Source organism: Polynucleobacter sp. AP-Latsch-80-C2, from assembly GCF_018882185.1.
In the GTDB taxonomy this organism is placed as follows: Bacteria; Pseudomonadota; Gammaproteobacteria; order Burkholderiales; family Burkholderiaceae; genus Polynucleobacter.
This window is the reverse complement of record NZ_JACVOY010000003.1, coordinates 65,228-91,310: the sequence shown is the minus strand read 5'-3', so window position 1 is coordinate 91,310 and position 26,083 is coordinate 65,228. Positions and strand designations below refer to the sequence as shown.

Sequence of the window (26,083 nt, the reverse complement as noted above, 5' to 3'; positions counted from 1 at the left end):
CCGAGGAGCCCTTATTTACAACAAAATTAATTCAAATATATCTAGCATTGTTCATTAAAGCTTTTTAGCAAAACTATATTGGGCAAAAGCCTCTTCTGCCAAACCAAACCATTGCGCTTCCATGTTCCTGAAAACGCGATAGTCTTCAAAGATCTTTTTAAATTGCGGGTTCTTCGCAGATTCTTCTACATAAGTCTCTTCGGCCGCCTTAAAGCAGGCATCCAGCACAGAAGAGTTAAATTTACGTAATACGGCCCCGTTTTGCACTAAACGCTGAAGCGCTGGAGGATTGAGGGCATCGTACTTAGCGCACATATCGGTATGCGCCAAAACCGTAGCAGCCTCCCATGCAGCCTGGTAGGAAGGAGGTAAGGCATCCCACTGCTTTTTATTGACCAAAAATGACAATGCCGCAGCACCCTCCCAGAAAGCTGGGTAGTAGTAATTTTTAGCTACCTTAGCTAGGCCTAATTTTTCATCGTCATATGGCCCTACAAATTCCGCCGCATCGATAGTCCCTTTTTCTAGGGCGGAGTAAATCTCGCCCGCAGGAAGTTGCTGAGGTACTACACCCAACTTCGCTAATACCTGTCCAGCGAATCCAGCGATACGAAATTTTAGACCCTTTAAATCCGCTGGTGATTTAATTTCCTTACGAAACCAACCACCCATTTGGGTACCGGTTTGGCCGCCTAGGAAATTGACAATGTTGTACGTAGCGTAGAGCTCGCGCATTAACTTCATGCCATTACCTTGCAGCATCCAAGCAGACTGCTGGCGCGCCGTCATTCCAAACGGAGCAGCGGTGTCAAAAATAAAAGCGCTGTTCTTACCAAGATAGTAATAACTGGCTGTATGTCCGCATTCCACAGTGCCATTTTGAACAGCATCTAATACCTGGAGGGCGGGAACAACTTCTCCTGCAGCAAATACTTTGACGTTGAATTTGCCATCTGTGGCCTTACGCAAGGCGTTGGCAAACACTTCCGGCGTGCCATATAAAGTATCTAAAGATTTAGGAAAGCTAGAAACAAGACGCCAGTTTAAGGTCGGCAAACTTTGACTAATGGCTGGGGCAGCAAGAGCGGCAGCGCCAGCACCTAGAGTGGCTTTCTTTAAAAAGGAACGTCTTTGCATTGTCATCTCCTCCCAATATCTTAGATTTAATTATTATTTACCGCCAACCGTCATCGATCCAATCAAGATCGAACCTGTTTCTTTTGTACCCCGAATTAAGGTGTCACTTCCAATCATTTGAATATCGAGAAGCATGTCGCGTAAATTACCTGCAATGGTGACCTCTTCTACCGGGTACTGAATTTCACCATTTTCCACCCAGTAACCAAATGCTCCACGTGAGTAGTCGCCGGTAACGTAGTTCACGCCCTGGCCCATCAATTCTGTTACCAATAAACCAGTGCCCATCTCTTTTAGCAGAGCAGGTAAACCGCCCTTAGGTGTTTTTTTGCTTTGCAAAGTGAGGTGATGAGAGCCACCTGCATTGCCAGTAGTCTGCATCCCTAATTTACGAGCAGAGTAAGTTGATAAAAAGTAACCTTCTAATATGCCTTTATTGACGACTGTTCTTGCTGAAGTTTTGACGCCCTCTTCATCAAAAGGTGCACTGCCCGTCATCGACTTCAAATGCGGATCTTCAAACAAACTGATATGTTTTGGAAGAACTTGCTTGCCTAAACTATCTAGCAAAAAGCTAGAGCGGCGATACAAGGCACCACCCGACACAGCTTGTACCAAGCCCCCCAATAAACCAGCGGCTAGAGGTGCTTCAAAAATCACAGGGCAACGTCGCGTAGTAATCGATCTTGCTTTGAGACGAGATAAAGCGCGTTCTGCAGCGTACTTACCTATCGCAGCAGGATCTGCTAACTCTTGCGGAATACGGGAGCTGGAGTACCAGTCATCACGCTGCATACGCGCTTGCTTACCCTTCTCAGTCGCAATCGGTGCGCAAGAAATATAGTGCCTAGAAAAAGGATAGCCGCCCATGAAACCATGCGAGGTTCCCATCATGAAATGTGCATGATGTGCCGAGACTGAAGCGCCATCACTATTTTGAATTTGCTTACTGACAGAAAAAGCACTGCCCTCAGCGATACGCGCAATGTCAACTGCATGCGCTGCATCAATATCCCATGGATGGAATAAATCCAAATCCAAAGGATTTTTTTCTAAAAGTTTGCGCTCCGCAGGACCCGCGCAATTATCTTCAGCAGTATGTTGGGCAATATGGTACGCGGCCTCTACAGTTGCCTTGAGTGATTCCTTGGAAAAATCACTCGTACTGGCATTGCCGCGGCGTTGACCTAAAAATACGGTTACCCCAACCTGTTTATCCAGACTTTGCTCAATGGTCTCTACCTCACCTTTACGGACGGTGACCGAGAGGCCCTGACCCTCAGAAATCTCCGCAATGGCATCTGAGGCACCCCTTCTTTTGGCCTCTTTAAGCATGAAATCCACGATTTCTTGAAACTGGTTTGATGTATATGTAAACATGCCCTAATAATAGCTAGAATAGAAACATGAAGCATACCGAAGCTCTGAAAAGAAACTCCCCAAACGAAATCAAAATTGGCTTGATCTCGGTCTCTGATCGCGCCAGCAAGGGCATCTACCAAGACGAGGGAATTCCAGCCCTACAAACCTGGCTAATGAAAGCGATTAGCAACCCCTGCACCTTCCACGAAAGACTCATCGCAGATGAAGCCGAGGTGGTTACTGAAACCATTGTGGAGCTGGTAGATGACCTAGGATGTGATTTAGTCCTCACCACAGGCGGCACAGGCCCTTCTCGACGGGATGTCACCCCAGAAGCCACCCTAGACGCAGGAACCCGTGAAATGCCTGGATTTGGTGAGCAAATGCGCCAAATTAGCCTCAGCTTTGTCCCCACGGCAATACTCTCGCGACAAACCGCCGTACTTCGGGAAATTGATGGACATGCCGCCTTGGTAATTAATTTGCCAGGCCAGCCCAAAGCGATCGCAGAAACTTTAGAAGGCCTAAAAGATGCAGACGGCAAATCCATTGTTCCGGGGATCTTTGCAGCGGTTCCTTACTGCATCGATTTGATCGGTGGTCCGTATATTGAAACAAATGAGGCAATCATCAAGGTCTTTAGACCTAAAAGCGCCATTAAAAAATAGTTGGGGTTTTACTCCGGCAGAGGAACTATAAATTTCTCGCGGTAATACTTGAGCTCTTCAATCGATTCCTGAATATCAGCCAAAGCAGTATGCGCTTGATTCTTGGTAAAACCTTTTACCAACTCTGGATGCCAGCGCTTGCACAACTCTTTCAGGGTGGATACATCGATATTCCGATAGTGAAAATAGGCTTCTAGCTTTGGCATGTACTTAGCCATAAAGCGCCTATCCTGACCAATAGTATTGCCGCACATCGGTGCAATTCCTGCCTTGATGTATTTCTTTAAGAAAGCAATACATTCCGCTTCGACAGTGGCCTCATCCTGCGTTGATGCCTTCACTTTATCAATCAAGCCAGAGCGTCCATGAGTCCCTTTATTCCAAGCATCCATGGCATCTAACAAGGCATCTTCTTGATGAACTACCCATACCGGAGCGGTAGCAATGACATTGAGATGGGCGTCCGTGACAATAATGGCAATTTCCAGAATACGCTCCGTTTCAGGGTTTAAACCTGACATTTCCATATCCACCCAGATCAGGTGTTCGTTGGCTGGCGCCGCCTTTGCGGCCGGAGGATTCGTGGGGTTAGTTTGTTCGCTCATAACTATAATGATCTCATGACATTCACAATTGTTTTTCTAATCGCATTTATCGCCAGCTTTGGCTTACGCCACTGGCTCTCCCAACGCCAAATACGCTTCGTTGCGCAACATCGCGATCGGGTGCCAGCCGAATTTTCTGAAAAAGTCACTTTGGAAGAACATCAAAAAGCCGCTGATTACACGATTGCTAAATTACGCCTAGGCATTTTGGAAAATGGGGTCAGCGCCATCATTTTAATTGGCTTCACTTTATTGGGCGGCCTCCAAATCCTAAATCTTGCTTTATTGCAATTACTAGGTGAAGGCATCCCCCAGCAAATTGCTCTCCTTGTCTCTATCGTCGTTATCTCCGGAATTATTGATATCCCCTTTTCTTGGTATAAACAATTTCACCTAGAAGAGCGCTTTGGTTTTAATCGAATGACTAAGAAATTATTCTTCAGCGACATGCTCAAAGGCATGGGTGTTGGTAGCGCAATTGGGGTCCCCCTGCTTTGGGTCATTCTCTCCTTAATGGCTAAGGCTGGTGATCTTTGGTGGCTTTGGGCTTGGGGTGTTCTGACAGTGTTTAGTTTGCTAATGCAATGGATTTTCCCTACCTTTATTGCACCGATCTTTAATAAGTTCGTTGCACTCGACGATGGTCCACTCAAAACCCAAATTGAAGCATTATTAAAGCGCTGTGATTTTGCAAGCCAAGGATTATTTGTGATGGATGGCAGCAAACGCAGCGCCCATGGAAATGCCTTTTTTGCAGGCATGGGCAAAGCAAAGCGCATTGTCTTTTTCGATACTCTCATTGAGAAACTCAATCCGGGTGAAGTTGAGGCAGTACTCGCACACGAGCTTGGGCATTTCAAATTCAACCATATTCGTAAGCGCCTCCTAGTTTCCTTTCTACTAAGTTTTGGAATGTTTGCTTTATTGGGATGGATCAGCACCAAAGTTTGGTTCTATACCGATCTAGGTGTGATGCCTAACCTTAATGGGTATAACGGCGGGCTGGCCTTGGCATTATTTATGCTCGTCTCACCAGTGTTTAGCTTTTTCTTCACCCCGCTTGCTAGCCTAGCTTCACGTAAACATGAATACGAGGCTGATGGATTCGCGGCTGAGAAGTCCTCCGCAAAAGATTTGATCTCTGCTTTGGTGAAGTTATATCAAGACAATGCGTCGACCTTAACGCCTGATCCAATCTACACCGCTTTCTATAGCTCTCATCCTCCAGCGCCATTGCGTATTGCTAACTTACAGCGCTTTAACTAAGTCCATGGAACAGTTTCTTGCGCTACTAACTGCTTCTTACGGAAGACATTATTTAGCGCAGCGTATTACAAAAGATGCATTGGGTAATCAAGCATTAGGGGATGAGCTCATCCAGGTGAGCACCCCTGCCAAGCAGCATATTGGTGCAGTGGGCGATAAGCTCATGCTGGAGAGTACCTCAGCAGATCAGGCGCGCATTCTGGAGATTGAGCCCAGAGAAAATTTACTCTATCGTTCTGACGCGTTCAAAAGCAAACTGATTGCTTCTAACGTTGATCAAATTCTGGTTGTTCTGGCAACTCAGCCGGCCTTCTCGCCCGATCTTTTGGGAAGAGCGGTGGTAGCCGCTGAAACCAACCAAATTGGTTTACATATTTTGCTCAACAAAAGTGACCTCAAAAATAACTTGGCGCATGCGCGCAAAATCATTGAGCCCTATGTTCGCATGGGCTACCCAGTAAGCGAAGTATCGGCTAAGTTTGACTCTGCCTCTATTGAGGCTCTCCGTCCCGCTCTTCAAGGCAAGGTCTCTGTTTTTGTGGGTCAATCGGGTATGGGTAAATCGAGCTTACTGAATGCCTGGGTACCCAATGCAGCAGCACTCACCCAAGAATATTCAGTACGCTTAGATACCGGAAAACATACCACTACAGCCTGTCGATATTTTGAGTTGCCAGAGTCATGGGGTAGAGATGTTAATGGGAAATTAGGCGCCCTAATTGATTCCCCAGGATTTCAGGAATTTGGTTTGGCACATATGTCAGTCAGCGAACTGCAGCATGCCTTTAGAGAATTCAAAGATCTTTTAGGTAAATGCCGCTTTCATAATTGCGCTCATCAAGCAGAGCCAGATTGCGCAGTACGAGAAGCAGTAGAAAGAAATGAAATAGCGCCAGAAAGACTAGCGCTATTTAGACAACTGCGTTCGGATTCAAAAACTGCGGATACGCAGTTACAAGGAATTACCCAAGCCAAACAGCGATGGTCAGCATTAGCAACAAAGCCATCCAAGCGATAACTAAGCGCCATACCAAACCTACTGCAGAGCGCATCGTACGCTCAGTAGGCTCCATTCCTACTTCGTAGACCAAAGGCTCACCGGCCTCAGCCATACGTAAAGCCTCATCACTATCGGGCTCGCTTAATGGTTCACCCAAACGCACACCTAAGGCACCACTTCCAGATGCGAGAATGACGCTGGATAAAGAGTCCGGCCACTTCCGAGTGAGGTAACGCCAACCGTAGGCAGCCCCTTCGAAGTTACCCACAATCGCAAAGCCCATCGCAGTGATGCGAGCCGGAATCCAATCGAGTACATAGAAGAAGTGACGGGCTGCTTCACTCAAGTTAAAGTCTCCGCGCTCAGACCAGCGCTGCGCAGCAATATCGGCCAAGCGATATAGGACCACGCCGGCAGGACCCATCGGCATTAAGAACCAAAAGAGCACGCCAAAGACATGACGATGAGAGCCAATGATGGCGCGCTCTAACGCTAAAGAAATCACTTCGGTTTCTGTCAGGTTAGAAGTGTCTAACTCAGGACCATGCCACTCACCTAAAGCAGCACGTGCTGCTGGTAAGTCATGACTTTCAATCGCCTCATGAACTGCAGTAAACGAATGGCTAAACTGTCTAAATCCAAAGAAGAGATACGCAATGATGATGTTCCAGATGAAACCCAAGATAGGGTAGGTCACCATGCAAACAACATAGATTACAAAGACTAAAAAGGTCGGGAGTATGAATGCTACCAAGCAAGCCATGCGCGCACCTACTGGGCTTGCACCTTCCTCTGTCTTGCCACCGAATTCACCAGCTACCCAATCCAACCAGCGAGCGCTAACACGCGCAATCCAATGGGTAGAAGTTACTGGGCGATATTGCTCAGCAATGAGGGCGAAGAGGATAGAAAAGAAAGTCATACTTTTAATAGATGATAAAGGTTACGTAACATTCCGGCAGTAGCGCCCCAAATAAAGCGATTCTCATACGGCATTGCATAAAAACGGCGGCTACCCTGCTCACTTTGCCACATCCGCACCTGATGGTTTGCTGGATCCATCAAAAACTGCAGGGGCACCTCAAAGACATCCGCCACTTCAAATTCGTCTAGTACGTATTCTGCCTGAGCTTGAACCAAGCCAACCACTGGAGTAACGCTATATCCAGAAACCGTGAGGTATTGGGGCATATGGCCAATAATCTCGACCCGATTTCGGTCTAGGCCAATCTCTTCTTCGCTTTCTCGCAAAGCCGTTTCATTGGGGTTGCCATCCTCAGGATCCATCCTGCCGCCCGGAAAGCTAATCTGCCCAGCATGATCACGTAAATGATTTGTTCTTTGGGTTAATAAAACAGATAAGCCCTCTGCCTTGAGTAATAGAGGAACCAATACTGCCGCTCGCGTCACCTTTCCTGCAGCTTCGCGTTTAGCAATAATGTCGGCAGCAATCACCTGGCGATTTTCATCAGTAATTTCTGGCTGCCAAATTGGCGGCGCCTGAAAGCGCTCTCTGAGTGCATTCACTTGTAACGCCAATGGAGAGACTTTTTCCTGATCAGAACAAAGCGCATGAATTGGCACTGCTCGAGCATCAAAACCAGGAGGTGCTGCGACATTAATCGCATGTTCTTCTGGCTTTGGAATCTTGGTCATGGATACATTCTAAGGCAACAAAAAAGGCGACCTAGGCCGCCTTTCTGTTTGCATCAAAGCAGCGATTACTCAGCAGCTACTGCAGCTGTTGGCTTTACACGTGCCTGGAGCTTTTCTTTAATACGTGCTGACTTACCAGAACGATCACGCAAGTAGTACAACTTGGCGCGACGTACATCACCGCGACGCTTCACTTCAACGCTAGCGATCAATGGTGAATATGTTTGGAAAGTACGCTCAACGCCTTCACCAGAAGAAATCTTACGCACGATAAAGCTGGAATTGAGTCCGCGATTACGCTTAGCAATCACAACACCTTCAAAGGCCTGGGCACGCTTACGTGTACCCTCAACAACGTTCACGCTAACAATGACAGTATCGCCAGGAGCAAAGCTTGGCAAAGTTTTGTTAGCACTTAAGCGAGCAATTTCTTCTTGCTCAATTTTTTCGATCAAATTCATTTTTAATCCTTAAACATCTTGTTAGCGTTTAATCCCGAGATTTAAATCAACGGACCTGACAGAGGATGCAGTTAAAACAATTTCACTAAACCAAAAACCAAACTACCCATTCACTACTGCGCATTACTAAAAGTATTTACAGAGAGCGAAGAAATTGTTCATCTTCTCGGGTTAGCAACCCATTAGCTCTGGCCGAATCAATTAAGTCCGGCCTAAGCCTAAACGTCAGCTCTAAAGACTTCTGCCGACGCCAATCCGCTATTTTAGCGTGATGTCCGCCCAAAAGCACGTCTGGGACGGATAAATTTTCATATATTTCTGGGCGGGTGTAGTGCGGATAGTCCAAAAGACCATTCATAAAGCTATCCTGGGCCGCTGATTCGCCATCTCCAAGGGCTCCCGGGATAAGGCGAATCACCGCATCCATCATGGCCATAGCGGGGATTTCACCGCCAGAAAGCACAAAATCCCCTATAGAAAGCTGTAAATCGACGTTTCGATCAACAAACCGTTGGTCTACGGCCTCATATCGACCACAAATAAAGCTTAAATTCCCATAATTAAGGATATCTTTTGCCGTCTTCTGAGAAAAACGCTCCCCCTGGGGTGCCAAAAGGCAAATGGGGCCACTTTGAATGCCTGCCGCCTGATGAGTCGCCTTAATTCCAGCGACGGTATCTTCCAAAGGTTTAGCCATCATGACCATCCCAGGACCGCCACCATAAGCGCGATCATCTACCGTCTTACGGGCATCGACGCAAAAATCCCTGGGATTCCAGAGATGCACACTGGCAAGAGATTGTTCACATGCGCGACCAGTAACGCCCCACTGCGTTAAAGCAGAGAACATTTCTGGAAATAAGGTCACAACATCAAAGCGCATATCTCAATTTCTGAAGAAGCTTATTGCCAGTCAGACTGCCAATCTAGCGTAATCTTTTTATTTAGTAAGTCCACATTGTGTACAACTTCTTTTACAAAGGGCACGAGATACTTGATCTCTTTAGTGGCTGCATCACCAATAGCAATCACACCATGCGCGCCATTTTCAGTGACATCAATCACTTCGCCGAGTGTTTCATTTTGCAAGTTGACAGCTTGGCAAGCAATCAGATCAACCCAATAGTAAGAATCGCTTTCTGCTTTTGGAAAAGCATCGCGACCAACTAAGATACGGGCACCTTTTAAGGCTAGCGCCTGATCACGATCAGTAATGCCATCAAGCGCCAGCACAACGTTGCCGCTGTGCATCTTAGCGCTCTTCACTTTGTATTGTGTTAACGAAGCTTGTTCAACAGACGCAGCAACGCCAGCCTCCCTACGTAGGATCAGGGAAAGCCAAATTACTTTTGAAGATAGAAGTGCTACAGGTTCTGATGAGTGAGGTCTTACCTTCACTTGACCCTGCAATCCTTGCGCCTCAGAGATGGCGCCAAGTTCAATTAAATCATTTAGGGAAGGCGTACTCATTTGAAAGACACCTTATTTTCCCGAAATAGAACTACTGATAAATCCTGCTTCTAAAAACTCCATCGCAGGGATGAAGTTTTTAGCTAAACAATATTTAAACAGCAGGATTGTTTTTGATCAAACGAACCACTGTTGGAGATACTTGCGCGCCAACACCAGTCCAGTAAGTCAAACGGTCTTGAGCAATGCGCATAGCTTGCTCAGTCGCGGCTGCTTGTGGATTGAAATAACCAATGCGCTCGATAAAGTTCGAATCACGACGGTTGCGCTTATCAGTAGCAACGATGCTGTAAAAAGGGCGCTTCTTAGAACCGCCGCGTGCCAGTCGAATGACGACCATACTTATTCCTTAAAATCTAAAATGAAAACAGGTTGATTACAACCCAATGAAATTACTACAAAATCTTGGGCTCCAGCTCACCAAGCAAATGCACGGTAGAGCGGAAAACCTCATATTCTAGACGAAAACCCCTACTTCTTCCACCTATTTAAGCGTTTAAGCCATTAGAATAGAAAACCAAGATTCAAAAAATATACTTATAAATCAATAACTTATAAAAAATGACTGTCAAATTCGTGATTTCTACCCCCTTCAGAAGCAGCTTAAATAGCCTATTGATGACGATTTCTTGCCTAGGTTTGTCTCTTTTGACGGCCTGCGCCAATGTAATCCCTCCTTGTGGTGCAAAAACCAGCCCACCTAGCAGTGAACTCCGCAATACCAAGTGGGAATTAACCCGTTGGAACTTACCGCCCAATACCAATGGTAAGGTTCGAACACGCCAGATCCCTCAAGGCGAGAGCAGCAACCCCATTCAAATTACCTTTGATAGCAAAGGTGAGCGAGTAAGCGGTTCGACTGGCTGCAATCGCTTTACCGCCAGCCTTGATGAAGATGCGAAAGGTTTCACCTTTAAGCAAATTACAAGCACCAAAATGTCCTGCTCACCTGCTCGCATGGAACTTGAGAATGATTTTCTCTATGAGCTCAATGACTATCGCAACATTGTGCGCAACGGCGATCAATTGCTGATGATCGGAACCGATCGTGAAGTATTGAGTTTTACGCAACGCAGCAATACTGCTAAATAAAAACACGACATTGTTACCGAAAGATTCATGAAAAACTCTAAACTTATTTTTTGCGCGCTGGGCTTATTTTTTCCAGGCACAGGATTAAATTGCTTTTACTTACAAGGGTTCAAATCTTTTTGGGCTTGGATTCAATTGTTAGCATTTCTTGGTGGGCTTGCAGGCTGGAGTCTTCTTAAAGCAGCCCACTTTCATTCGGCTCCAGGATGGGTATTGATTACCTTTGGTTTTATTGCAGTGGAAGCGAGCTGGTTAACCACGATTGCTTTTGGTTTACGTCTTGATGAAAAATGGGATGCCCAATTTAATCCCGGAATTGAAGAGGCTAAACGCACTCGGTCTGGCTGGCCAGCAGTCTTAACGGTGATTTTCTCTTTAGTATTTGGGGCTGGCGTGATGATGACCTTCTTAGCCATCTCTTTTGAGCAATTCTTTATTTCTCAAATCTATGAAGCAAAAAAGCTATCCCAATAATTGCGGATAGCTTTTAGATACGCATTAGGCGGAAGACTTAGAACTGCTCGACCTCTAATGCATTAGTAGAGTGCCCACTTTCTACAATCGATACTGCCAAAGCTTGTGCTTGAGGCAATAAGTTTTCAGCAAAGAAACGAGCCGTTGCAATCTTCGCGTCATAGAAACTCGGATCACCATCGCGCAAACGCTGAGCTGCCAAAAGCGCTCGGGCTAATTGCCATGCACCCAGGACTAAGCCACATAGACGCAAGTAAGCAACGCTGCCTGCATAGACTGCCTTAATATCGGTTTTAGCATTAGCCAAAATATAAGCAACAGCCTCTTCAAAAGCCACGCGCCCAGCACTAAGTTGCTTCAAGACCGCTTTAGCATCATCTGTTCCGCTAGCTGCCAAATCTTTTTCAGTTTGGGCAATTCTTTGAGCCAATACTTTTGCTGTTGCGCCACCATCACGCACTGTTTTTCTACCAATCAAATCATTTGCCTGAATAGCAGTGGTGCCTTCATAGATCGTCAAGATACGGGCATCACGGTAATGCTGGGCTGCACCCGTCTCTTCAATAAATCCCATGCCGCCATGAACTTGCACGCCTAAGCTTGCAACCTCAATAGACATCTCGGTAGAGAAACCTTTCACGATAGGCACCAAAAACTCATAGATCGCTTGATTGGCTTTCTGATCTACTTCGCTGGGAGCAGCATGCTGCGCATCGTAAGCTGCTGCTGCGTAATAAGCCAAGGCACGGCAAGCTTCAGTGTAGGCGCGCATTGTCATCAACATCCGCTTGACATCCGGTTGATGAATAATTGCGACCGGACCAGGTGAGCCAGCTAAGTCACGACTTTGCACGCGATCCTTTGCGTACTGCACCGCCTTTTGATAGGCGCGCTCTGCAACTGCAATGCCTTGCATGCCTACCGCAAAGCGAGCGGCATTCATCATCACGAACATGTATTCCAAACCACGATTTTCTTCACCGACTAAATAGCCGATTGCGCCACCATGATCGCCAAATTGCAAGACGGCAGTCGGGCTCGCCTTAATACCAAGCTTATGCTCAATCGATACGCAATGCACATCATTGCGCTCGCCAAGGGTGCCATCAGCATTGACTAAAAACTTCGGAACAACAAATAAGGAGATGCCTTTCACGCCTTCAGGAGCATCAGGCGTTCTAGCCAGCACTAAGTGGACAATATTCTTTGCCATGTCGTGCTCACCATAGGTGATATAGATCTTGGTACCAAAGATTTTGTAGGTGCCATCACCCTCGGGTACAGCTTTAGAGCGCACCATGGATAAATCAGAACCTGCTTGCGGCTCTGTTAAACACATTGAGCCAGTCCACTCGCCAGAAATCATATTAGGCACAAACTTCTCTTGGAGTTCAGGACTTGCGGCTGTGAGTAAAGCTTCGATCGCGCCATCGGTCAACATCGGACAGAGTGCAAAAGAAAGGCTTGCTGAGTGAACCATCTCAAAGCAAGCGGTAGCAATCAGTTTTGGCAAACCTTGACCACCAAATTCAGCAGGATGAACTACGCCCTGCCAACCAGCTGCACCAAATTGCGCGAATGCATCTTTAAAACCAGGAGAGGTAGTAACTACGCCATCTTTCAGAGAGCAGGGCGCTTGGTCACCTGGCCAATTGAGTGGTGCAACGACATCTTGATTAAATTTTGCCGACTCTTCCAAAATGGCAGGAGCCAAATCAACATCTGCTCCTGCTTCTGCGTAAGCCGGATAGGCAACCACATCTGACAGCCCCGCTAACTCGTTCATCACAAACAACATGTCTTTTACCGGGGCTACATATGGCATTACAACTCCTCTGTATTTAAATCAAACTGCAATCACAATTCACTTGGCGCTATTAACTAAGTGCTTTCGTGAGCTCTGGGACCGAAGTAAACAAATCGGCTACCAAACCGTAATCAGCAACACTGAAAATAGGCGCTTCCGGATCTTTATTAATCGCCACAATTACCTTGGAATCTTTCATTCCAGCTAAATGCTGAATCGCACCGGAGATGCCAACAGCAACGTATAACTGTGGCGCAACAATCTTGCCGGTTTGACCCACTTGATAATCATTAGGAACATAGCCAGCATCAACCGCAGCGCGCGATGCACCCAAGGCAGCGCCTAACTTATCAGCTAGTGGCACAACCAATTCCTGATACTTTTCACCAGAACCTAAACCACGACCACCCGAAACAATAATTTTGGCAGCAGTCAGCTCTGGGCGATCAGATTTAGTGAGTTCACGACCTACAAAAGCAGATTTGCCAGCGCTATCAGCGGCCGCTTGTTTCTCCACTGCAGCAGAACCTCCAGTTGCAGCAACAGGATCAAATCCAGTAGTGCGAACAGTAATGACTTTTACAGGATCGGCGGATTGCACAGTCGCAATGGCATTACCAGCGTAGATAGGACGCTCAAAAGTATCAGCGCTCACCACCTTAGTTACATCCGATAACTGCGCCACATCTAACTTTGCAGCTACGCGTGGCATCACATTTTTACCGTTGGCAGTAGCAGGAGCGAGAATATGGCTATACCCATTTGCAATAGAGAGAATTTGAGCAGCCAAAGGTTCAGCTAACTGATCGGCTAAAGCAGGAGCGTCAATTTGAATGACTTTGCGTACACCTGCGATTTGAACAGCGGCTCCTGCAGCAACATCGGCGCCACTACCGGCCACCAAAATATCGACTTCTGGGGAGCACTGCAGGGCAGCGGCTACCGCATTGAGCGTTGCCGCTTTTAAGGATTGATTGTCGTGTTCAGCTATAACAAGTGCGGCCATTTAGATCACCTTCGCTTCATTTTTTAATTTTTCAACCAGGGCTGCTACATCAGCAACCATGACACCAGCGGTGCGCTTTGGTGGCTCTTCAACCTTAAGAGTCTTCAATCGCGGGGCAATATCTACACCGAGTTCCTCGGGTTTGATGATATCGAGTGGCTTTTTCTTAGCCTTCATGATGTTTGGCAAAGTCACATAACGTGGCTCATTGAGACGCAAGTCAGTAGTGATCACCGCTGGCAAAGTTAATGCAATGGTTTCTAAACCACCATCAACCTCACGCGTCACCGTTGCTTTGCCATCGGCCACAACGACTTTAGAGGCAAAGGTTGCCTGAGGAATATCTAAAAGACTAGCCAACATCTGACCTGTTTGGTTGCTATCGTCATCAATCGCTTGTTTACCCAAGATGATGATTTGAGCGGCCTCCTTTTCTGAGAGCGCTTTGAGAATCTTGGCGACTGCCAAAGGCTGTAAGTCAGCATCAGTCTCTACCAAAATGGCGCGATCTGCACCAATCGCTAAAGCAGTACGCAGCGTTTCTTGGCACTGAGTCACGCCGGCAGTAACAACTACCACTTCAGTTGCAACGCCTGCTTCTTTAAGGCGCACCGCTTCTTCAACAGCGATCTCGTCAAATGGATTCATACTCATTTTGACATTCGCAATATCCACGCCCGAGTTATCCGACTTGACGCGTACTTTGACGTTGTAATCCACAACGCGTTTAACAGCTACTAAGATTTTCATCTGGAATTCTCAATGTTTATAAAACGTTTACAAAAGCAATGCTGGTTTATCTCATTACCGCCCCAAGGACGGATCCATAGCTATTTTATCCGTCTATGAGGGCTTCAACCTGGCTCATTCCATTTGGTGGAATTAAACGTCGATCGCCGCTGCTGACCCAGCCTGCTTACGAAGCTCGAACTTCTGGATTTTCCCGGTAGAAGTCTTTGGCAGCTCGCCGAAGACAATGGCTTTGGGGACCTTAAAGCCTGCCAAATGCTGCTTGCAATGGGCAATGATATCGGCCGGCGTGACCTCTACCCCAGGCTTAATTTCCAAGAAAGCGCATGGGGTCTCACCCCATTTTGGATCTGGTTTGGCCACAACTGCCGCAGCAATCACAGCAGGGTGTCGATACAGAACATCCTCAACCTCAATAGAAGAAATATTCTCCCCACCAGAAATAATGATGTCCTTGCTGCGATCTTTAATCTTGACGTAACCATCTGGGTTCATCACAGCCAAATCCCCAGAATGGAACCAACCACCATCAAAGGCCTCTTTGGTTGCCTTTTCATTCTTGAGGTAGCCTTTCATCGCAATATTGCCCTTGAACATGATCTCGCCCATAGTTTCGCCATCAGCAGGCACAGGCTCCATCGTCTCGGGATTTAATACGGTAATGGCTTGTTGCATGTGATATCGAACGCCTTGACGTGCATTCAAACGTGCGCGTTCACCAATATCCAAATCATTCCATTCATCTTGTTTGACACAAACTGCAGCTGGTCCATAGACCTCAGTTAAGCCATAGACATGCGTCAAATCAAATCCTAACTTTTCCATTCCTTCAATAATGGAAGCAGGAGGAGCAGCACCCGCTATCAAACCCTTAACGCCTGCTGGTACACCCACCTTTAATTCATCAGGCGCATTTACCAATAGGTTGTGCACAATTGGTGCCGCGCAGTAATGTGTCACGCCGTACTCTTTAATGGCTGCAAAAATATGCTGGGCATCAACACGGCGCAAGCACACATTCACGCCCGCACGCGCTGCGATAGTCCATGGAAAACACCAACCATTGCAATGGAACATTGGCAGCGTCCATAAATACACTGGATGTTTATTAATATCCCAATCCAGTACATTGGATACCGCATTAATTGCAGCACCTCGATGGTGATAGACCACGCCCTTAGGATTGCCAGTAGTACCGGAGGTATAGTTCAAGCAAATGGCTTGCCATTCATCGGCCGGGACCTGCCAGGCAAAATGAGGGTCTCCTTCGGAGAGTAATTTCTCGTAAGTCAGCTTACCCAATTTCTCGCCAGGCACATCAAATTCTTTTTCTTCAACATCAACCACTAAGATATCGCGACCACTTTCTTTCTTAGCAATGGCTAAGGCTTGTTTCATCACCCCAGAAAACTCTGGGTCCACAATCACGACCTTTGCCTCACCATGATTCAGCATGAAAGCGATGGACTCAGGGTCCATGCGTGTGTTCAGCGCATTTAATACCGCGCCTGCCATCGGAATACCAAAGTGAGCCTCGACCATCGGCGGTGTATTGGGCAGCATGACAGCAACGGTATCGCCCAAACCAATCCCATGCTTTTGTAAAGCACTAGCAAGACGGCGGCAGCGCTCATAAGTCTGCATCCAGGTTTGGCGAAACTTTCCATGAATGATCGCCACACGATTGGGATAAATCTCTGCTGATCGCTCTAAAAATAGCAGCGGGGTAATAGGAGTGAAGTTCGCAGAATTACGATCTAAGCCTTGTTCATAAATATTGGCCATCATTTACTTTCAGTTTTTATTTTTTAAATATCAGCTAGAGCTTTAACATGGGCAACTACGCTACGGCCCAATGCGGAGAGGTTATAACCACCCTCTAAGCAACTTACGATGCGACCTTGCGCATACTCTTTAGCAATTTCCTTGAGGCGCTGAGTAATCCATACATAGTCATCTTCGACCAATCCCATTTGGCCTAGGTCATCCTCACGATGCGCATCAAATCCCGCCGAAATAATAATCAGCTCAGGCTCAAAATTACGCAAAGCTGGCAGCCAACGCTCTTCCACAATGGAGCGCACCACATCGCCACGGGTAGAGGCTGGCAACGGAACATTCACCATATTGTTGGCATGATCTAAACCGCTATAGGGATAGAACGGATGCTGAAAGAAGCTGCACATCATGACATTAGGGTCGTTGAAAAATGCAGCTTCAGTGCCATTACCGTGATGCACATCAAAGTCAATAATGGCAACGCGTTCTATGCCATAGTTCTCCATAGCATAGCGAGCAGCAATCGCCACATTATCAAATAAACAAAAACCCATAGAACGGGTTGGCTCAGCATGGTGCCCTGGTGGACGCACTGCGCAGAAGACGTTTTCTACCTCACCCTTCATCACTGCATCCACGCCAGCAATAGCAGCACCAGCAGCGCGCAAGGCAGCTCGATAAGTATGGGGATTCATGATGGTATCGCCATCCAACATGAAGTAACCACTCTCGGGGGCACGATCGCGTACGAAGCTAACGTGTTCGGGGCTATGCACTAACTCGAGCTGATCCTCAGTTGCCAAGGGTGCATCCAAATGATGAAGAAAGCGATCAACGCCGCTACGAATCATCTGATCATTGATGGCCTGAATTCTTTCGGGGCACTCTGGATGATGGCTGCCCATCTCATGTTTCAGAAAGTCCGGATGAGTTATGTATCCTGTTGTCATTACTCGAAATCCTTAATAGCAAAACTGTAATTTTTATAATCTAATCTAGTCATGAATATTCGCGTCTCCTACCTACTTCTTATTCTGCTTTTAGGAGCATGTACTAGCACCCCCCTGACTAGCAATAATCAAGCCAATACTGCTCAACAACCCATCGTAAACCAAGCCGACGATGCAGCCACTGAGGCCCGTTTTATCCAGAATCTCAATGACTTGATGACCCAGGTCGCCCAAACCCAACAAATCCCCCTGGCCAGCATCGAAGCGGGCTTGCTAGATGCTAAAACGATTCCGTCCATTCGCAAATTGGTATTACCCCCATCGGCTACATTTAAAAAGAACTGGGTGGTGTATCGCCAGCGCTTTATTGAACCTGTGCGCCTGAAGGCTGGGAGAGCCTTTTGGGAACAAAATCAGGCCTTTTTAAGCCAAACAGAACAAGCCACAGGGGTTCCAGCAGAGCTGATCGTCGCCATTATTGGTATTGAAACCATCTATGGACGCCAAACCGGCACCTTCAGGGTGAAGGATGTTCTTTCTACCCTAGCCTTTAGTTACCCGGATGCCCCAAATAAAGCCGCACGTGAACAGCTATTTAAGGATCAACTCAAAGAACTCATCCTGATGTGCTGGAGCGATGCTGGCGGAAAGCTCCCCGCAAATAATCATTCTCAGGGCGTAAATCAGGTGCGATTGAATGCTTGCTTGAATCAAAACAGCTCCTATGCGGGCGCCATTGGCTTACCCCAATTTATGCCAAGCAGTATTCGCAGCTTCGCAGTGGATGGAGATGGGGATGGCCGCATCGACTTAAGACTCAGCGCAAAAGATGCTATTGCGAGCGTGGCCAACTTTATGAAGATGCATGGCTGGCAAACAGGAATGCCAATCTATTTCCCGGTACAAGAAAAAGCGATACCAGCGGCAAAAGCCTTAGCAGATGGTGAGCCTCAACTTAAATACACCGTTCAAGAATTGATTGAAAAAGGAATTCTGACTGCGCAACAGGGCGACTTACAAAATGGTGGGGTTGAGCCACAAAGTAAAGCCATGATTGTTGATCTTCCCTACCCCGATAAGGATGGCAATGATCAAGTGCACTACGTGGTGGGATTAAATAATTTTTTAACGATTGTGCAATACAACCGCAGTTACTTTTATGCGCAAAGCGTTGCTGAGTTTGCGCAAGAGCTTGGTTACAAAAACCAAAGCGTAGTTCCTATTTTGGGCTCAAGTAAATCCTTAGAACACGGTAGCGCTAAATCTAAGCCCAAGAAAACGAAAGCAAAGAAAAAGACTAAGTAGTCTCTTAAGCTGGAAAGACACCAGTGGATAAGTAACGATCGCCACGATCACAAACGATAAAGACAATCGTGGCATTTTCTACTTGACGGGCCACCCGCAAGGCCACAACTAGAGCGCCGCCGGCAGATATTCCGCAAAAGATTCCCTCTTCAGCTGCTAAACGACGCGCCATCTCTTCGGCATCCGCTTGACTGACATACTCAATACGATCGACCTTATCGCCCTCATAAATCTTCGGCAGATACTCAGGCGCCCATTTACGAATTCCTGGAATTTGTGAACCTTCTTCAGGTTGCGCACCAATAATTTGAATGTTAGGATTCATCGATTTGAGATACGTTGAGACCCCAGTAATCGTTCCAGTAGTTCCCATAGCTGAAATGAAATGCGTGACTTTTCCATCGGTATCACGCCAAATTTCTGGGCCAGTCGTTTCAATATGCGCACGGGGATTGTCAGGATTTGCAAATTGATCAAGCAACCTGCCGCGCCCTTCTCTTTGCAGTTGTAGTGCATAGTCTCTAGCAAACTCCATGCCACCAGATGCCGCAGTCAGAATCAGCTCAGCACCATAAGCCGCCATACTTTGTCGACGCTCAATGCTTTGATTTTCTGGCATCACCAAGATCATCTTGTAGCCCAACATTGCTGCAGTCATTGCCAGAGCGATACCAGTATTACCGCTGGTTGCTTCAATGAGGGTATCGCCAGGAGTAATTTCACCGCGCTCTTGTGCGCGCATGATCATCGAAAGCGCAGGTCGATCTTTGACCGACCCGGCTGGATTGTTACCCTCCAATTTTCCTAATATCACGTTATTGCGTGCGGCATTCTCTTTCCCAGGAATGCGCTGTAAGCGCACTAAGGGGGTATTACCCACGGTTTGTGAAATAGTTAAATAGGTTGGTGTGCTCATAAGGCCATTTTAGCCATAAGCACCCCTAAATACGAAAGGGCTTAATTTCTGCGGCCTGTTCCCGTACGATCCGCCTGATTGCGAGCACCCGCTTGACCGCGTGCATTACGTCTTCCAGAGCCCTCTTTCTTGGTTTTACCGTTTGGCTCCCGAAAGGACCCTGGAGCCTCAATCGTAAGACCGTTATCCACCATCTTCTCAACCGACTTCATACCAATGCCGCGAACACGCTTTTGCAAATCGTTAGCATCCTGAAAATGGCCCCCATCCAAACGCTCCGCAATGATCGTCTTCGCCTTGGCAGGACCAATACCCTTAATACTTTCAAGCTCCGATTGGGTGGCAGTATTGACATTGACTGGCTCGGCTACCGCAATCCCTAAACCACCAAGTGCCAATAACGCAGAAAATGCTAAAGCCTTAGCAAAACTAAGGACTGTATTGAAACCAAAGTATTGAGTCATTCTTTCTCCTAAAGTAAATAAAATATCCACACAAGAAGCTTGGGTGGATCACTTACAACGAAGAGAAAAAACAGAGGTTGACTCGATTGCTTGGATTACAAGTAAATCAGTATTAATGACTTAAGATGAAATTTGCCGCTCTTTTAACAAATTCAGCTTCAGTTTGATTAAAGCCATGGTAGGCAAAGGATTGGCAGGCATCACCCTCAGTAACGCCGCCCTCAATCAACTCCAGCTTTGAGATCAGTTTTGGCGATCTACTATCAATGATTTTGGCTGAGGCTGAGATAGGGGTGCCAGCACAAGCATCATTCAGGTGGTGGATTGCCAGCACTGGCAAGGTGACTTCATCATCCAAGCTAGCCGCACGAATTGTTCCGGCAACGATGATCCCTGCAAGATTCTTTTTAGTTTGGTCTATTTCATTTGCATAATAAGTGGCTGTTGAGCTTCCCATGCTGTGGCCAAAGATCCAAATAGGCAACTTTAACTTTGACTTATAAAAGCTCACCACTTCATCGACGCGAGTAAGGTGATCTTTACGGCTGCGCAAATTGCCGCGTCTTAGGTCGCCCAAATCATAAGGAGTGTCTACCAAGACCGCATCAATTCCATATTGGGCCCACATATCCATTGAGCGAATAAAGGTATGTTTACTTCTGACTGAACCGTTATCAAAAATACCGGCCATTCCTCCACCACCAGGAAAGAGCAGCACCACAGCACGGGGCTTGGCAACTTCAATCAATAGGGTTCTGGTGGGAGCTTCCTCTGCGTGAGGAATATCAAAAGCCTGCGCTACTGCAAAGGTATTGAAAAACCATAAAGCAAGCGCAAGGAAGAACTTGCTTGCCATGGGAATTATTTGGCGTCTAAAGGGCTAGCCAAGAATCCAGCATTGGCTTCTAACCATTCTATATAGCGGCCAACACCCTGCTCCACATTCAGGAATGGCTCTTTGTAACCAGCCGCACGCAGCTTGGTTAAATCTGCCTGGGTGAAGCACTGATATTTACCTTTAAGCGCCTCCGGAAAAGCAATGTACTCAATCGCTTTTTCTTTAACCAATTCTGCAAGCGTTGCTGGCTGCGCTTTATCCAATTTACGCATGGCATTGGCGACAGCAAAAGCGACATCATTAAACGGTTGCGCTTGACCAGTACCCAAGTTGAAGATACCGCTAATTTCTGGATGATCCAAGAAGAAAAGATTTACCTTTACTACATCCTCTACCGATACAAAGTCACGACTTTGCTCGCCTGGGCCATAACCACCATACTCGCCAAATAATTTCACATGGCCATTTGCCTTGTATTGGTGATATTGATGAAAAGCAACTGATGCCATACGACCCTTATGGGACTCGCGCGGACCATACACATTGAAGTAACGGAAACCGACTACCTGAGCTGTGTTTGCATTTTCTGCAAAGCGCTTACGCATGACTTGATCAAATAAAAACTTGGAGTAGCCATAGATATTGAGCGGCTTCTCATGCTCTCGGCTTTCTTCAAATACATCAGAACCGCCATAGGTAGCAGCAGAGGATGCATATAAAAGCTGAACTTTTTGAGCAGTGCAAATATCGAGCAAATCCATGGTGTAGCGATAATTGTTGGCCATCATAAAGATGCCATCAGTTTCCATGGTGTCTGAACAAGCCCCCTCATGAAACACCGCCTTGACCTTACCAAAGCGACCGCTTCTGAAAGCTTCTAAAAATTCGTCTTTATCGAGGTAGTCAATGATGTCTAAATCAGCAAGATTGCGATATTTATCCGCAGGGCGAAGATCATCAACAGCAATGATATTTTTCTCACCCCGGGCATTGAGTGCTTGAACAATATTGGCGCCAATAAAACCGGCTGCACCAGTTACGATAATAGTCACTGTAATTCCTCTGAAGTCACGGTTGCAGTACCCAACTTACCAACCACAATACCACCAGCACGATTGGCCAATGCCATTGCCCTTTCGAGTGGCCAGCCAGCGGCTAGTGCAACTGCAAGGGTAGCAATCACTGTATCGCCAGCACCTGAAACATCAAACACTTCTCTGGCTTGTGCTTTAACGTGGCTAACACCCTGTTCTGTAAATAAACTCATACCTTCTTCTGAGCGCGTTAAAAGAAGTGCCTTAAGATTTAAAGACTTTCTGAGGTCTTGGGCTCTCTTAGTGAGATCTTCTTCACTAGTCCATTGACCAACAACCTGACGCAGCTCACTGCGGTTAGGCGTTAAGACTGTTGCCCCACGATACTTCTCATAATCTTCGCCTTTGGGATCCACTAATACCACTTTGTTCTGAGCTCGCGCCTGTTCAATCATATGAGCCACTTGACCTAAGGCGCCCTTACCGTAATCAGATAGGATGACGACGTCAGCACCACCAACGAGTTTTTCAAAACGCTCTAATTTATGTGCCAAGGCCTTTTCACTAGGCGTTTCTTCAAAATCCAAACGAATGAGTTGCTGTTGACGTGCAATCACGCGCAACTTCACAATCGTTGGCACTTTGGCATCAATTTCTAATTGGCTATCAACGCCGCTCTCTTTGAGCAGCTCAATTACTCGCTTACCAGGTTCATCATCACCTGCAATTCCCAAAATAGTGGTTTGCGCTCCTAGGGCAGCTACGTTACGGGCCACGTTAGCAGCCCCACCAAGACGCTCATCAATCTTGCCGACTTGAACCACTGGTACAGGTGCTTCAGGTGAAATGCGGTTAGTGTCGCCAAACCAGTAGCGATCAAGCATGACATCACCCACTACGAGTAAACGTGTTTTAGAGAATTGTTCTCGGTTTGCTTTTTCCACAGAAGACTTTTCTATTGATTGATATTAGTAGGGGTCAATACTTTTAAGTGTGTCGTCCAATGCCGTGGTACTCAATACCCAATTCTTTCATAGAAGCAGGCTCATACAAATTGCGACCATCAAAGATGATGGCGCGTTTGAGTTTTTGCATCAGCTGGTCAAAATCAGGCGTATGAAATGCTTTCCATTCTGTCACGATCACCAAGGCATCTGCACCATCTAATGCCGCCATAGGATCAGCACTCAAGGAAACTTGCTTAAGACCCTCTGGATTACTCTTAAAGTCGAGCTCTAGAGCATGCTGAGCTTCTGGCATAGCAACTGGATCATAGGCAACTACCTGGGCGCCACGCTTTACCAACTCGGCAATAATGACACGGCTTGGAGCCTCACGCATATCGTCGGTATTGGGCTTAAATGCCAATCCCCACAGAGCAAACTTCATGTTCTTTAAATCTTTGCCAAAACGCTTCTCGATCTTCTGAACCAGCGTGTACTTTTGTAATTCATTCACGGCTTCTACGGCATCTAAGATCTTCAGTTCTCTGCCATGCTCCTTAGCCGTCTTCGATAGCGCTGAGACATCTTTTGGAAAGCAAGAGCCACCATAGCCTGTACCCGGATACAAGAAACCAAAGCCAATGCGGGAATCCGAACCAATACCTTGACGCACGTGTTCAATATCAGCGCCAACCAAGTCAGCTAAATTTGCCAACTCATTCATAAAGGAGATGCGGGTTGCTAACATTGCGTTAGCAGCATATTTTGTGAGCTCGGCACTCTTCACATCCATGTAATAAGTACGTTCATGGTTACGGTTAAAGGGCGCATAGAGCTTGCGCATTTGCTCCTTAGCGCGCAAACCTGCTGGGCTACTCTCCGTACCAATCACGATACGATCAGGCCGCATAAAGTCTTCTACTGCAGCACCTTCTTTTAGGAACTCAGGGTTAGAGACCACCGAGCAAAGATCAGGTGATAGCTGACGCTTTTCTAATTCTTCAGTAATTGCTGCAGTTACCTTATCCGCAGTACCAACCGGCACAGTAGATTTATCCACAATCACTTTTGGAGAAGTAGCGTGACGACCGATATTGCGAGCGGCAGCAACAACATACTGAAGATCAGCGGAGCCGTCTTCGTCAGGAGGTGTGCCTACGGCAATAAATTGAATATCACCGTGGGCAACCGATGCTGCGATGTCAGTAGAGAACTGTAAACGACCAGCAGCACGATTACGTTCAATCATTTCTTTCAATCCGGGCTCGTAAATAGGAACGCCGCCGGAATTTAAAATCTCGATCTTTTTAGGGTCAAGGTCAAGGCAGAAAACGTTATTACCCTGCTCAGCCAGACAAGCGCCTGTCACCAAGCCTACGTAACCGCTGCCAATGATAGTAACTTTCAAAATAGATCCCTATAAAAACACATGCAGTAAATAGTATTACATTGAAGGGCCGCTTGGAGCGACGCCTTCACTTCGCCTTGGGGAGTATGCCTCCCAATTGTTACATCCTGGGCACTGCCAATAAAACCGTCTCGCTCTAAAGCCGCAATTGCCGCAGGTATAGCGCGCCAAGCTCGTAGTCCGCTGACGCAAGAGATGCAGAATAGATTTCAATTCCTGCTCACGCTCTGGGTTTCCATTGCCCTCTTCAAGAGCTAAACGGGTTTCTGCCAACTTGGACAATGCACTCAAGCTTGGTGAATGCTGCATGACTTCAGAGAGCATGGCATTGGCTGCCTGCATACCCCGAATCTGCACCGTTTGCTTATGAACCAAATCCAATAATTCTCCGGAAGCTTGAGTCTTCAATAATTCACATAAACGATCTAGACCTACTTCAGCTTTACCGATAGCGGCATGCGCTAGCATCCATCGATCTGCAATCAAATGCATATAGGCAGGATGTGAGCTTGCCACTACACCCCATGCCTCAATCGCCTGCGCTGGTTCGCCAATGGCCATCAGATAATCGCCCTGCAAAATCAAGGCACGTGTGTGATTGGGAACTGCATGCAATGCCTGCTGAATAGAATGCTCAGCACCATTCAAATCTTTAGCAAGCAAAGCTTCTTGACTCAGCTCACAATAAAACTGAGCAATTTCCGTGTGATGGGATTTACCTTGAAGTGTTTCTAGTTCAGTAGCGGCAATAATGGCTTTTTTCCAATCGCGTTCTATCTGATACATCTCCAAAAGGCTTTCTTTGGCGGGCGCGGCAAACTTGCCTTGACCTACTCGAATCAATGAAGCTTCGGCACGATCTAGCAAGCCAGCCCGTAAGAAATCTCGTCCTAATTCATAGGCAGCATGATCGCGATCGCGTGGCTTTAAATCATCACGATTTGCCAAATGTTGGTGTACACGAATAGCGCGCTCAGTCTCACCGCGACGACGAAATAAATTGCCTAGTGAAAAATGGAGTTCAATAGTTTCTGGATCTAACTGGGCAATCTTGACCAGGGTCTCAATGGCCTGATCAGGCTGTTCATTGAGTAATAAACTTAATCCTTTAAAGGTGGAGCGCTGCTGTCGCATACGCTCGCGCTCATCCATCCGATTCTCAAGACGCAAGTCCCAGCGCGAAGCTAGCCAGCCAATACCGAACATGACTGGTAAAAGTAATAACCAAGAGGTGGCTATCTGAATCATGATGTACAGACTTTAAATAAAAAAATGGTCCCGATGGACCACTGAGGATGAGCCTGAATATTAGGCACCAGAACCCTCTTTAGGGCCCGCCTGCTTCAACGGCTTGTAATCGACACGCTCACGCAACTCTTTGCCTGGCTTAAAGTGAGGAACACGCTTTTCTGGAATCAATACCTTCTCACCTGACTTGGGATTGCGACCAGTGCGCGCAGGACGATGATGAAGCACAAAGCTTCCAACGCCACGCAACTCGATACGCTTACCTTCAGCCAAAGCTTGGGTCATCGTGTCCAGCAAGGTTTTTACTGCCAACTCCACATCCCTAGGTAGAAGCTGCGGAAACTGTTCCGCCAGGCTCTCCACGAGTTCGGAGCGAGTAATAGCTTGTTGCTCTTGATCTGTCATGATCTATCAATAAAAATCGCCACCCTCCTCATGGAGAG

General features: G+C 46.8%; 27 protein-coding genes and 1 pseudogene. 6 read left to right on the top strand and 22 right to left on the bottom strand.

What is annotated here, in order from left to right; all coding sequences use genetic code 11:
• Nucleotides 1-54: 54 nt before the first annotated feature.
• On the bottom strand, nt 55-1,137 hold the full coding sequence (locus ICN47_RS04785) for a TRAP transporter substrate-binding protein (RefSeq protein ID WP_216218759.1): 1,083 nt from the start codon (nt 1,135-1,137) through the stop codon (nt 55-57).
• Between the two features lie 33 nt (nt 1,138-1,170).
• Nucleotides 1,171-2,472 carry a metalloprotease PmbA gene (gene pmbA, locus ICN47_RS04780; protein WP_370626266.1) on the bottom strand — a complete coding sequence of 434 codons (1,302 nt, stop codon included), beginning with the start codon at nt 2,470-2,472 and terminating at the stop codon, nt 1,171-1,173.
• A gap of 71 nt (nt 2,473-2,543) precedes the next feature.
• Here pmbA and mog point away from each other — a divergent pair, with 71 nt between their 5' ends.
• Complete coding sequence (mog, locus tag ICN47_RS04775) at nt 2,544-3,167, top strand: molybdopterin adenylyltransferase (protein WP_216218757.1); 624 nt, start codon at nt 2,544-2,546, stop codon at nt 3,165-3,167.
• Nucleotides 3,168-3,175: 8 nt separating this feature from the next.
• Here the strand turns inward: mog and orn are convergent, their stop codons facing one another.
• Nucleotides 3,176-3,772 (bottom strand): oligoribonuclease, encoded by a 597-nt coding sequence (gene orn, locus ICN47_RS04770; protein WP_216218756.1) that lies wholly within the window; start codon nt 3,770-3,772, stop codon nt 3,176-3,178.
• A 15-nt stretch (nt 3,773-3,787) separates the two neighbouring features.
• On the opposite strand from orn, the gene ICN47_RS04765 reads away from it, so the two are divergent.
• A complete protein-coding gene (locus ICN47_RS04765) occupies nt 3,788-5,038 on the top strand; it encodes a M48 family metallopeptidase (protein ID WP_216218755.1) in 1,251 nt (416 codons plus the stop codon).
• Between the two features lie 4 nt (nt 5,039-5,042).
• Nucleotides 5,043-6,056, top strand: coding sequence for a ribosome small subunit-dependent GTPase A (gene rsgA, locus ICN47_RS04760; protein WP_216218754.1), 1,014 nt, complete (start codon nt 5,043-5,045; stop codon nt 6,054-6,056).
• Here rsgA and ICN47_RS04755 read toward each other — a convergent pair.
• The 6 genes from ICN47_RS04755 to rpsP all read right to left on the bottom strand — a co-directional run bounded on the left by ICN47_RS04755 (nt 6,001) and on the right by rpsP (nt 9,965).
• On the bottom strand, nt 6,001-6,960 hold the full coding sequence (locus ICN47_RS04755; RefSeq protein WP_216218753.1) for a CobD/CbiB family protein: 960 nt from the start codon (nt 6,958-6,960) through the stop codon (nt 6,001-6,003). The two genes, rsgA and ICN47_RS04755, sit on opposite strands and share 56 nt — an antisense overlap.
• Nucleotides 6,957-7,694 (bottom strand): CoA pyrophosphatase, encoded by a 738-nt coding sequence (locus tag ICN47_RS04750; RefSeq protein WP_216218752.1) that lies wholly within the window; start codon nt 7,692-7,694, stop codon nt 6,957-6,959. The genes ICN47_RS04755 and ICN47_RS04750 overlap by 4 nt, the downstream gene beginning before the upstream one ends.
• A gap of 65 nt (nt 7,695-7,759) precedes the next feature.
• Nucleotides 7,760-8,155, bottom strand: a complete 396-nt coding sequence (gene rplS / locus ICN47_RS04745; RefSeq protein WP_216218751.1) for a 50S ribosomal protein L19 — start codon at nt 8,153-8,155, stop codon at nt 7,760-7,762.
• A 136-nt stretch (nt 8,156-8,291) separates the two neighbouring features.
• Complete coding sequence (trmD, locus tag ICN47_RS04740) at nt 8,292-9,038, bottom strand: tRNA (guanosine(37)-N1)-methyltransferase TrmD (protein ID WP_216218750.1); 747 nt, start codon at nt 9,036-9,038, stop codon at nt 8,292-8,294.
• A 20-nt stretch (nt 9,039-9,058) separates the two neighbouring features.
• The gene (gene rimM / locus ICN47_RS04735; RefSeq protein WP_216218749.1) at nt 9,059-9,625 is read right to left on the bottom strand and encodes a ribosome maturation factor RimM; all 567 of its coding nucleotides are present in this window, start codon (nt 9,623-9,625) and stop codon (nt 9,059-9,061) included.
• Nucleotides 9,626-9,719: 94 nt separating this feature from the next.
• Nucleotides 9,720-9,965, bottom strand: coding sequence for a 30S ribosomal protein S16 (gene rpsP / locus ICN47_RS04730; protein WP_072583652.1), 246 nt, complete (start codon nt 9,963-9,965; stop codon nt 9,720-9,722).
• Nucleotides 9,966-10,186: 221 nt separating this feature from the next.
• Here rpsP and ICN47_RS04725 point away from each other — a divergent pair, with 221 nt between their 5' ends.
• Nucleotides 10,187-10,717 (top strand): META domain-containing protein, encoded by a 531-nt coding sequence (locus ICN47_RS04725; RefSeq protein ID WP_216218748.1) that lies wholly within the window; start codon nt 10,187-10,189, stop codon nt 10,715-10,717.
• 135 nt (nt 10,718-10,852) lie between these two features.
• Complete coding sequence (locus tag ICN47_RS04720; RefSeq protein ID WP_255538923.1) at nt 10,853-11,191, top strand: hypothetical protein; 339 nt, start codon at nt 10,853-10,855, stop codon at nt 11,189-11,191.
• A gap of 37 nt (nt 11,192-11,228) precedes the next feature.
• On the opposite strand, the gene ICN47_RS04715 is transcribed toward ICN47_RS04720, so the two are convergent.
• From ICN47_RS04715 to ICN47_RS04695, 5 genes are all read right to left on the bottom strand, one after another.
• On the bottom strand, nt 11,229-13,016 hold the full coding sequence (locus ICN47_RS04715) for an acyl-CoA dehydrogenase (protein ID WP_216218746.1): 1,788 nt from the start codon (nt 13,014-13,016) through the stop codon (nt 11,229-11,231).
• Between the two features lie 52 nt (nt 13,017-13,068).
• Complete coding sequence (locus ICN47_RS04710) at nt 13,069-14,004, bottom strand: electron transfer flavoprotein subunit alpha/FixB family protein (RefSeq protein WP_216218745.1); 936 nt, start codon at nt 14,002-14,004, stop codon at nt 13,069-13,071.
• Nucleotides 14,005-14,754: an electron transfer flavoprotein subunit beta/FixA family protein gene (locus ICN47_RS04705; protein WP_216218744.1), complete on the bottom strand. Its 750-nt coding sequence runs from the start codon at nt 14,752-14,754 to the stop codon at nt 14,005-14,007.
• Between the two features lie 132 nt (nt 14,755-14,886).
• A complete protein-coding gene (locus ICN47_RS04700; protein WP_216218883.1) occupies nt 14,887-16,539 on the bottom strand; it encodes an acyl-CoA synthetase in 1,653 nt (550 codons plus the stop codon).
• Nucleotides 16,540-16,562: 23 nt separating this feature from the next.
• The gene (locus ICN47_RS04695) at nt 16,563-17,483 is read right to left on the bottom strand and encodes a histone deacetylase family protein (protein ID WP_216218743.1); all 921 of its coding nucleotides are present in this window, start codon (nt 17,481-17,483) and stop codon (nt 16,563-16,565) included.
• A 51-nt stretch (nt 17,484-17,534) separates the two neighbouring features.
• Here ICN47_RS04695 and ICN47_RS04690 point away from each other — a divergent pair, with 51 nt between their 5' ends.
• Entirely contained in the window at nt 17,535-18,788 is a 1,254-nt protein-coding gene (locus ICN47_RS04690) for a lytic transglycosylase domain-containing protein (protein ID WP_216218742.1), read from the top strand.
• 4 nt (nt 18,789-18,792) lie between these two features.
• Here ICN47_RS04690 and cysM read toward each other — a convergent pair whose 3' ends face one another.
• From cysM to ICN47_RS04650, 8 genes and pseudogenes are all read right to left on the bottom strand, one after another.
• Nucleotides 18,793-19,704 carry a cysteine synthase CysM gene (gene cysM / locus ICN47_RS04685; RefSeq protein WP_216218741.1) on the bottom strand — a complete coding sequence of 304 codons (912 nt, stop codon included), beginning with the start codon at nt 19,702-19,704 and terminating at the stop codon, nt 18,793-18,795.
• Nucleotides 19,705-19,745: 41 nt separating this feature from the next.
• Nucleotides 19,746-20,168, bottom strand: coding sequence for a helix-hairpin-helix domain-containing protein (locus ICN47_RS04680; RefSeq protein ID WP_216218740.1), 423 nt, complete (start codon nt 20,166-20,168; stop codon nt 19,746-19,748).
• 112 nt (nt 20,169-20,280) lie between these two features.
• Entirely contained in the window at nt 20,281-21,024 is a 744-nt protein-coding gene (locus tag ICN47_RS04675) for an alpha/beta hydrolase (protein ID WP_216218739.1), read from the bottom strand.
• A gap of 5 nt (nt 21,025-21,029) precedes the next feature.
• On the bottom strand, nt 21,030-22,058 hold the full coding sequence (gene rfaD, locus ICN47_RS04670) for an ADP-glyceromanno-heptose 6-epimerase (RefSeq protein ID WP_216218738.1): 1,029 nt from the start codon (nt 22,056-22,058) through the stop codon (nt 21,030-21,032).
• A complete protein-coding gene (gene rfaE1 / locus ICN47_RS04665; protein ID WP_216218737.1) occupies nt 22,055-22,984 on the bottom strand; it encodes a D-glycero-beta-D-manno-heptose-7-phosphate kinase in 930 nt (309 codons plus the stop codon). Before rfaE1 ends, rfaD begins: the two co-directional genes overlap by 4 nt.
• Before the next feature lie 43 nt (nt 22,985-23,027).
• Nucleotides 23,028-24,392 (bottom strand): UDP-glucose/GDP-mannose dehydrogenase family protein, encoded by a 1,365-nt coding sequence (locus tag ICN47_RS04660; RefSeq protein WP_216218736.1) that lies wholly within the window; start codon nt 24,390-24,392, stop codon nt 23,028-23,030.
• 36 nt (nt 24,393-24,428) lie between these two features.
• Nucleotides 24,429-25,640, bottom strand: coding sequence for a lipopolysaccharide assembly protein LapB (gene lapB / locus ICN47_RS04655; RefSeq protein ID WP_216218735.1), 1,212 nt, complete (start codon nt 25,638-25,640; stop codon nt 24,429-24,431).
• A 66-nt stretch (nt 25,641-25,706) separates the two neighbouring features.
• Nucleotides 25,707-26,045 (bottom strand): annotated as a pseudogene (locus ICN47_RS04650) (integration host factor subunit beta); the annotation flags it as partial.
• Nucleotides 26,046-26,083 lie beyond the last annotated feature (38 nt).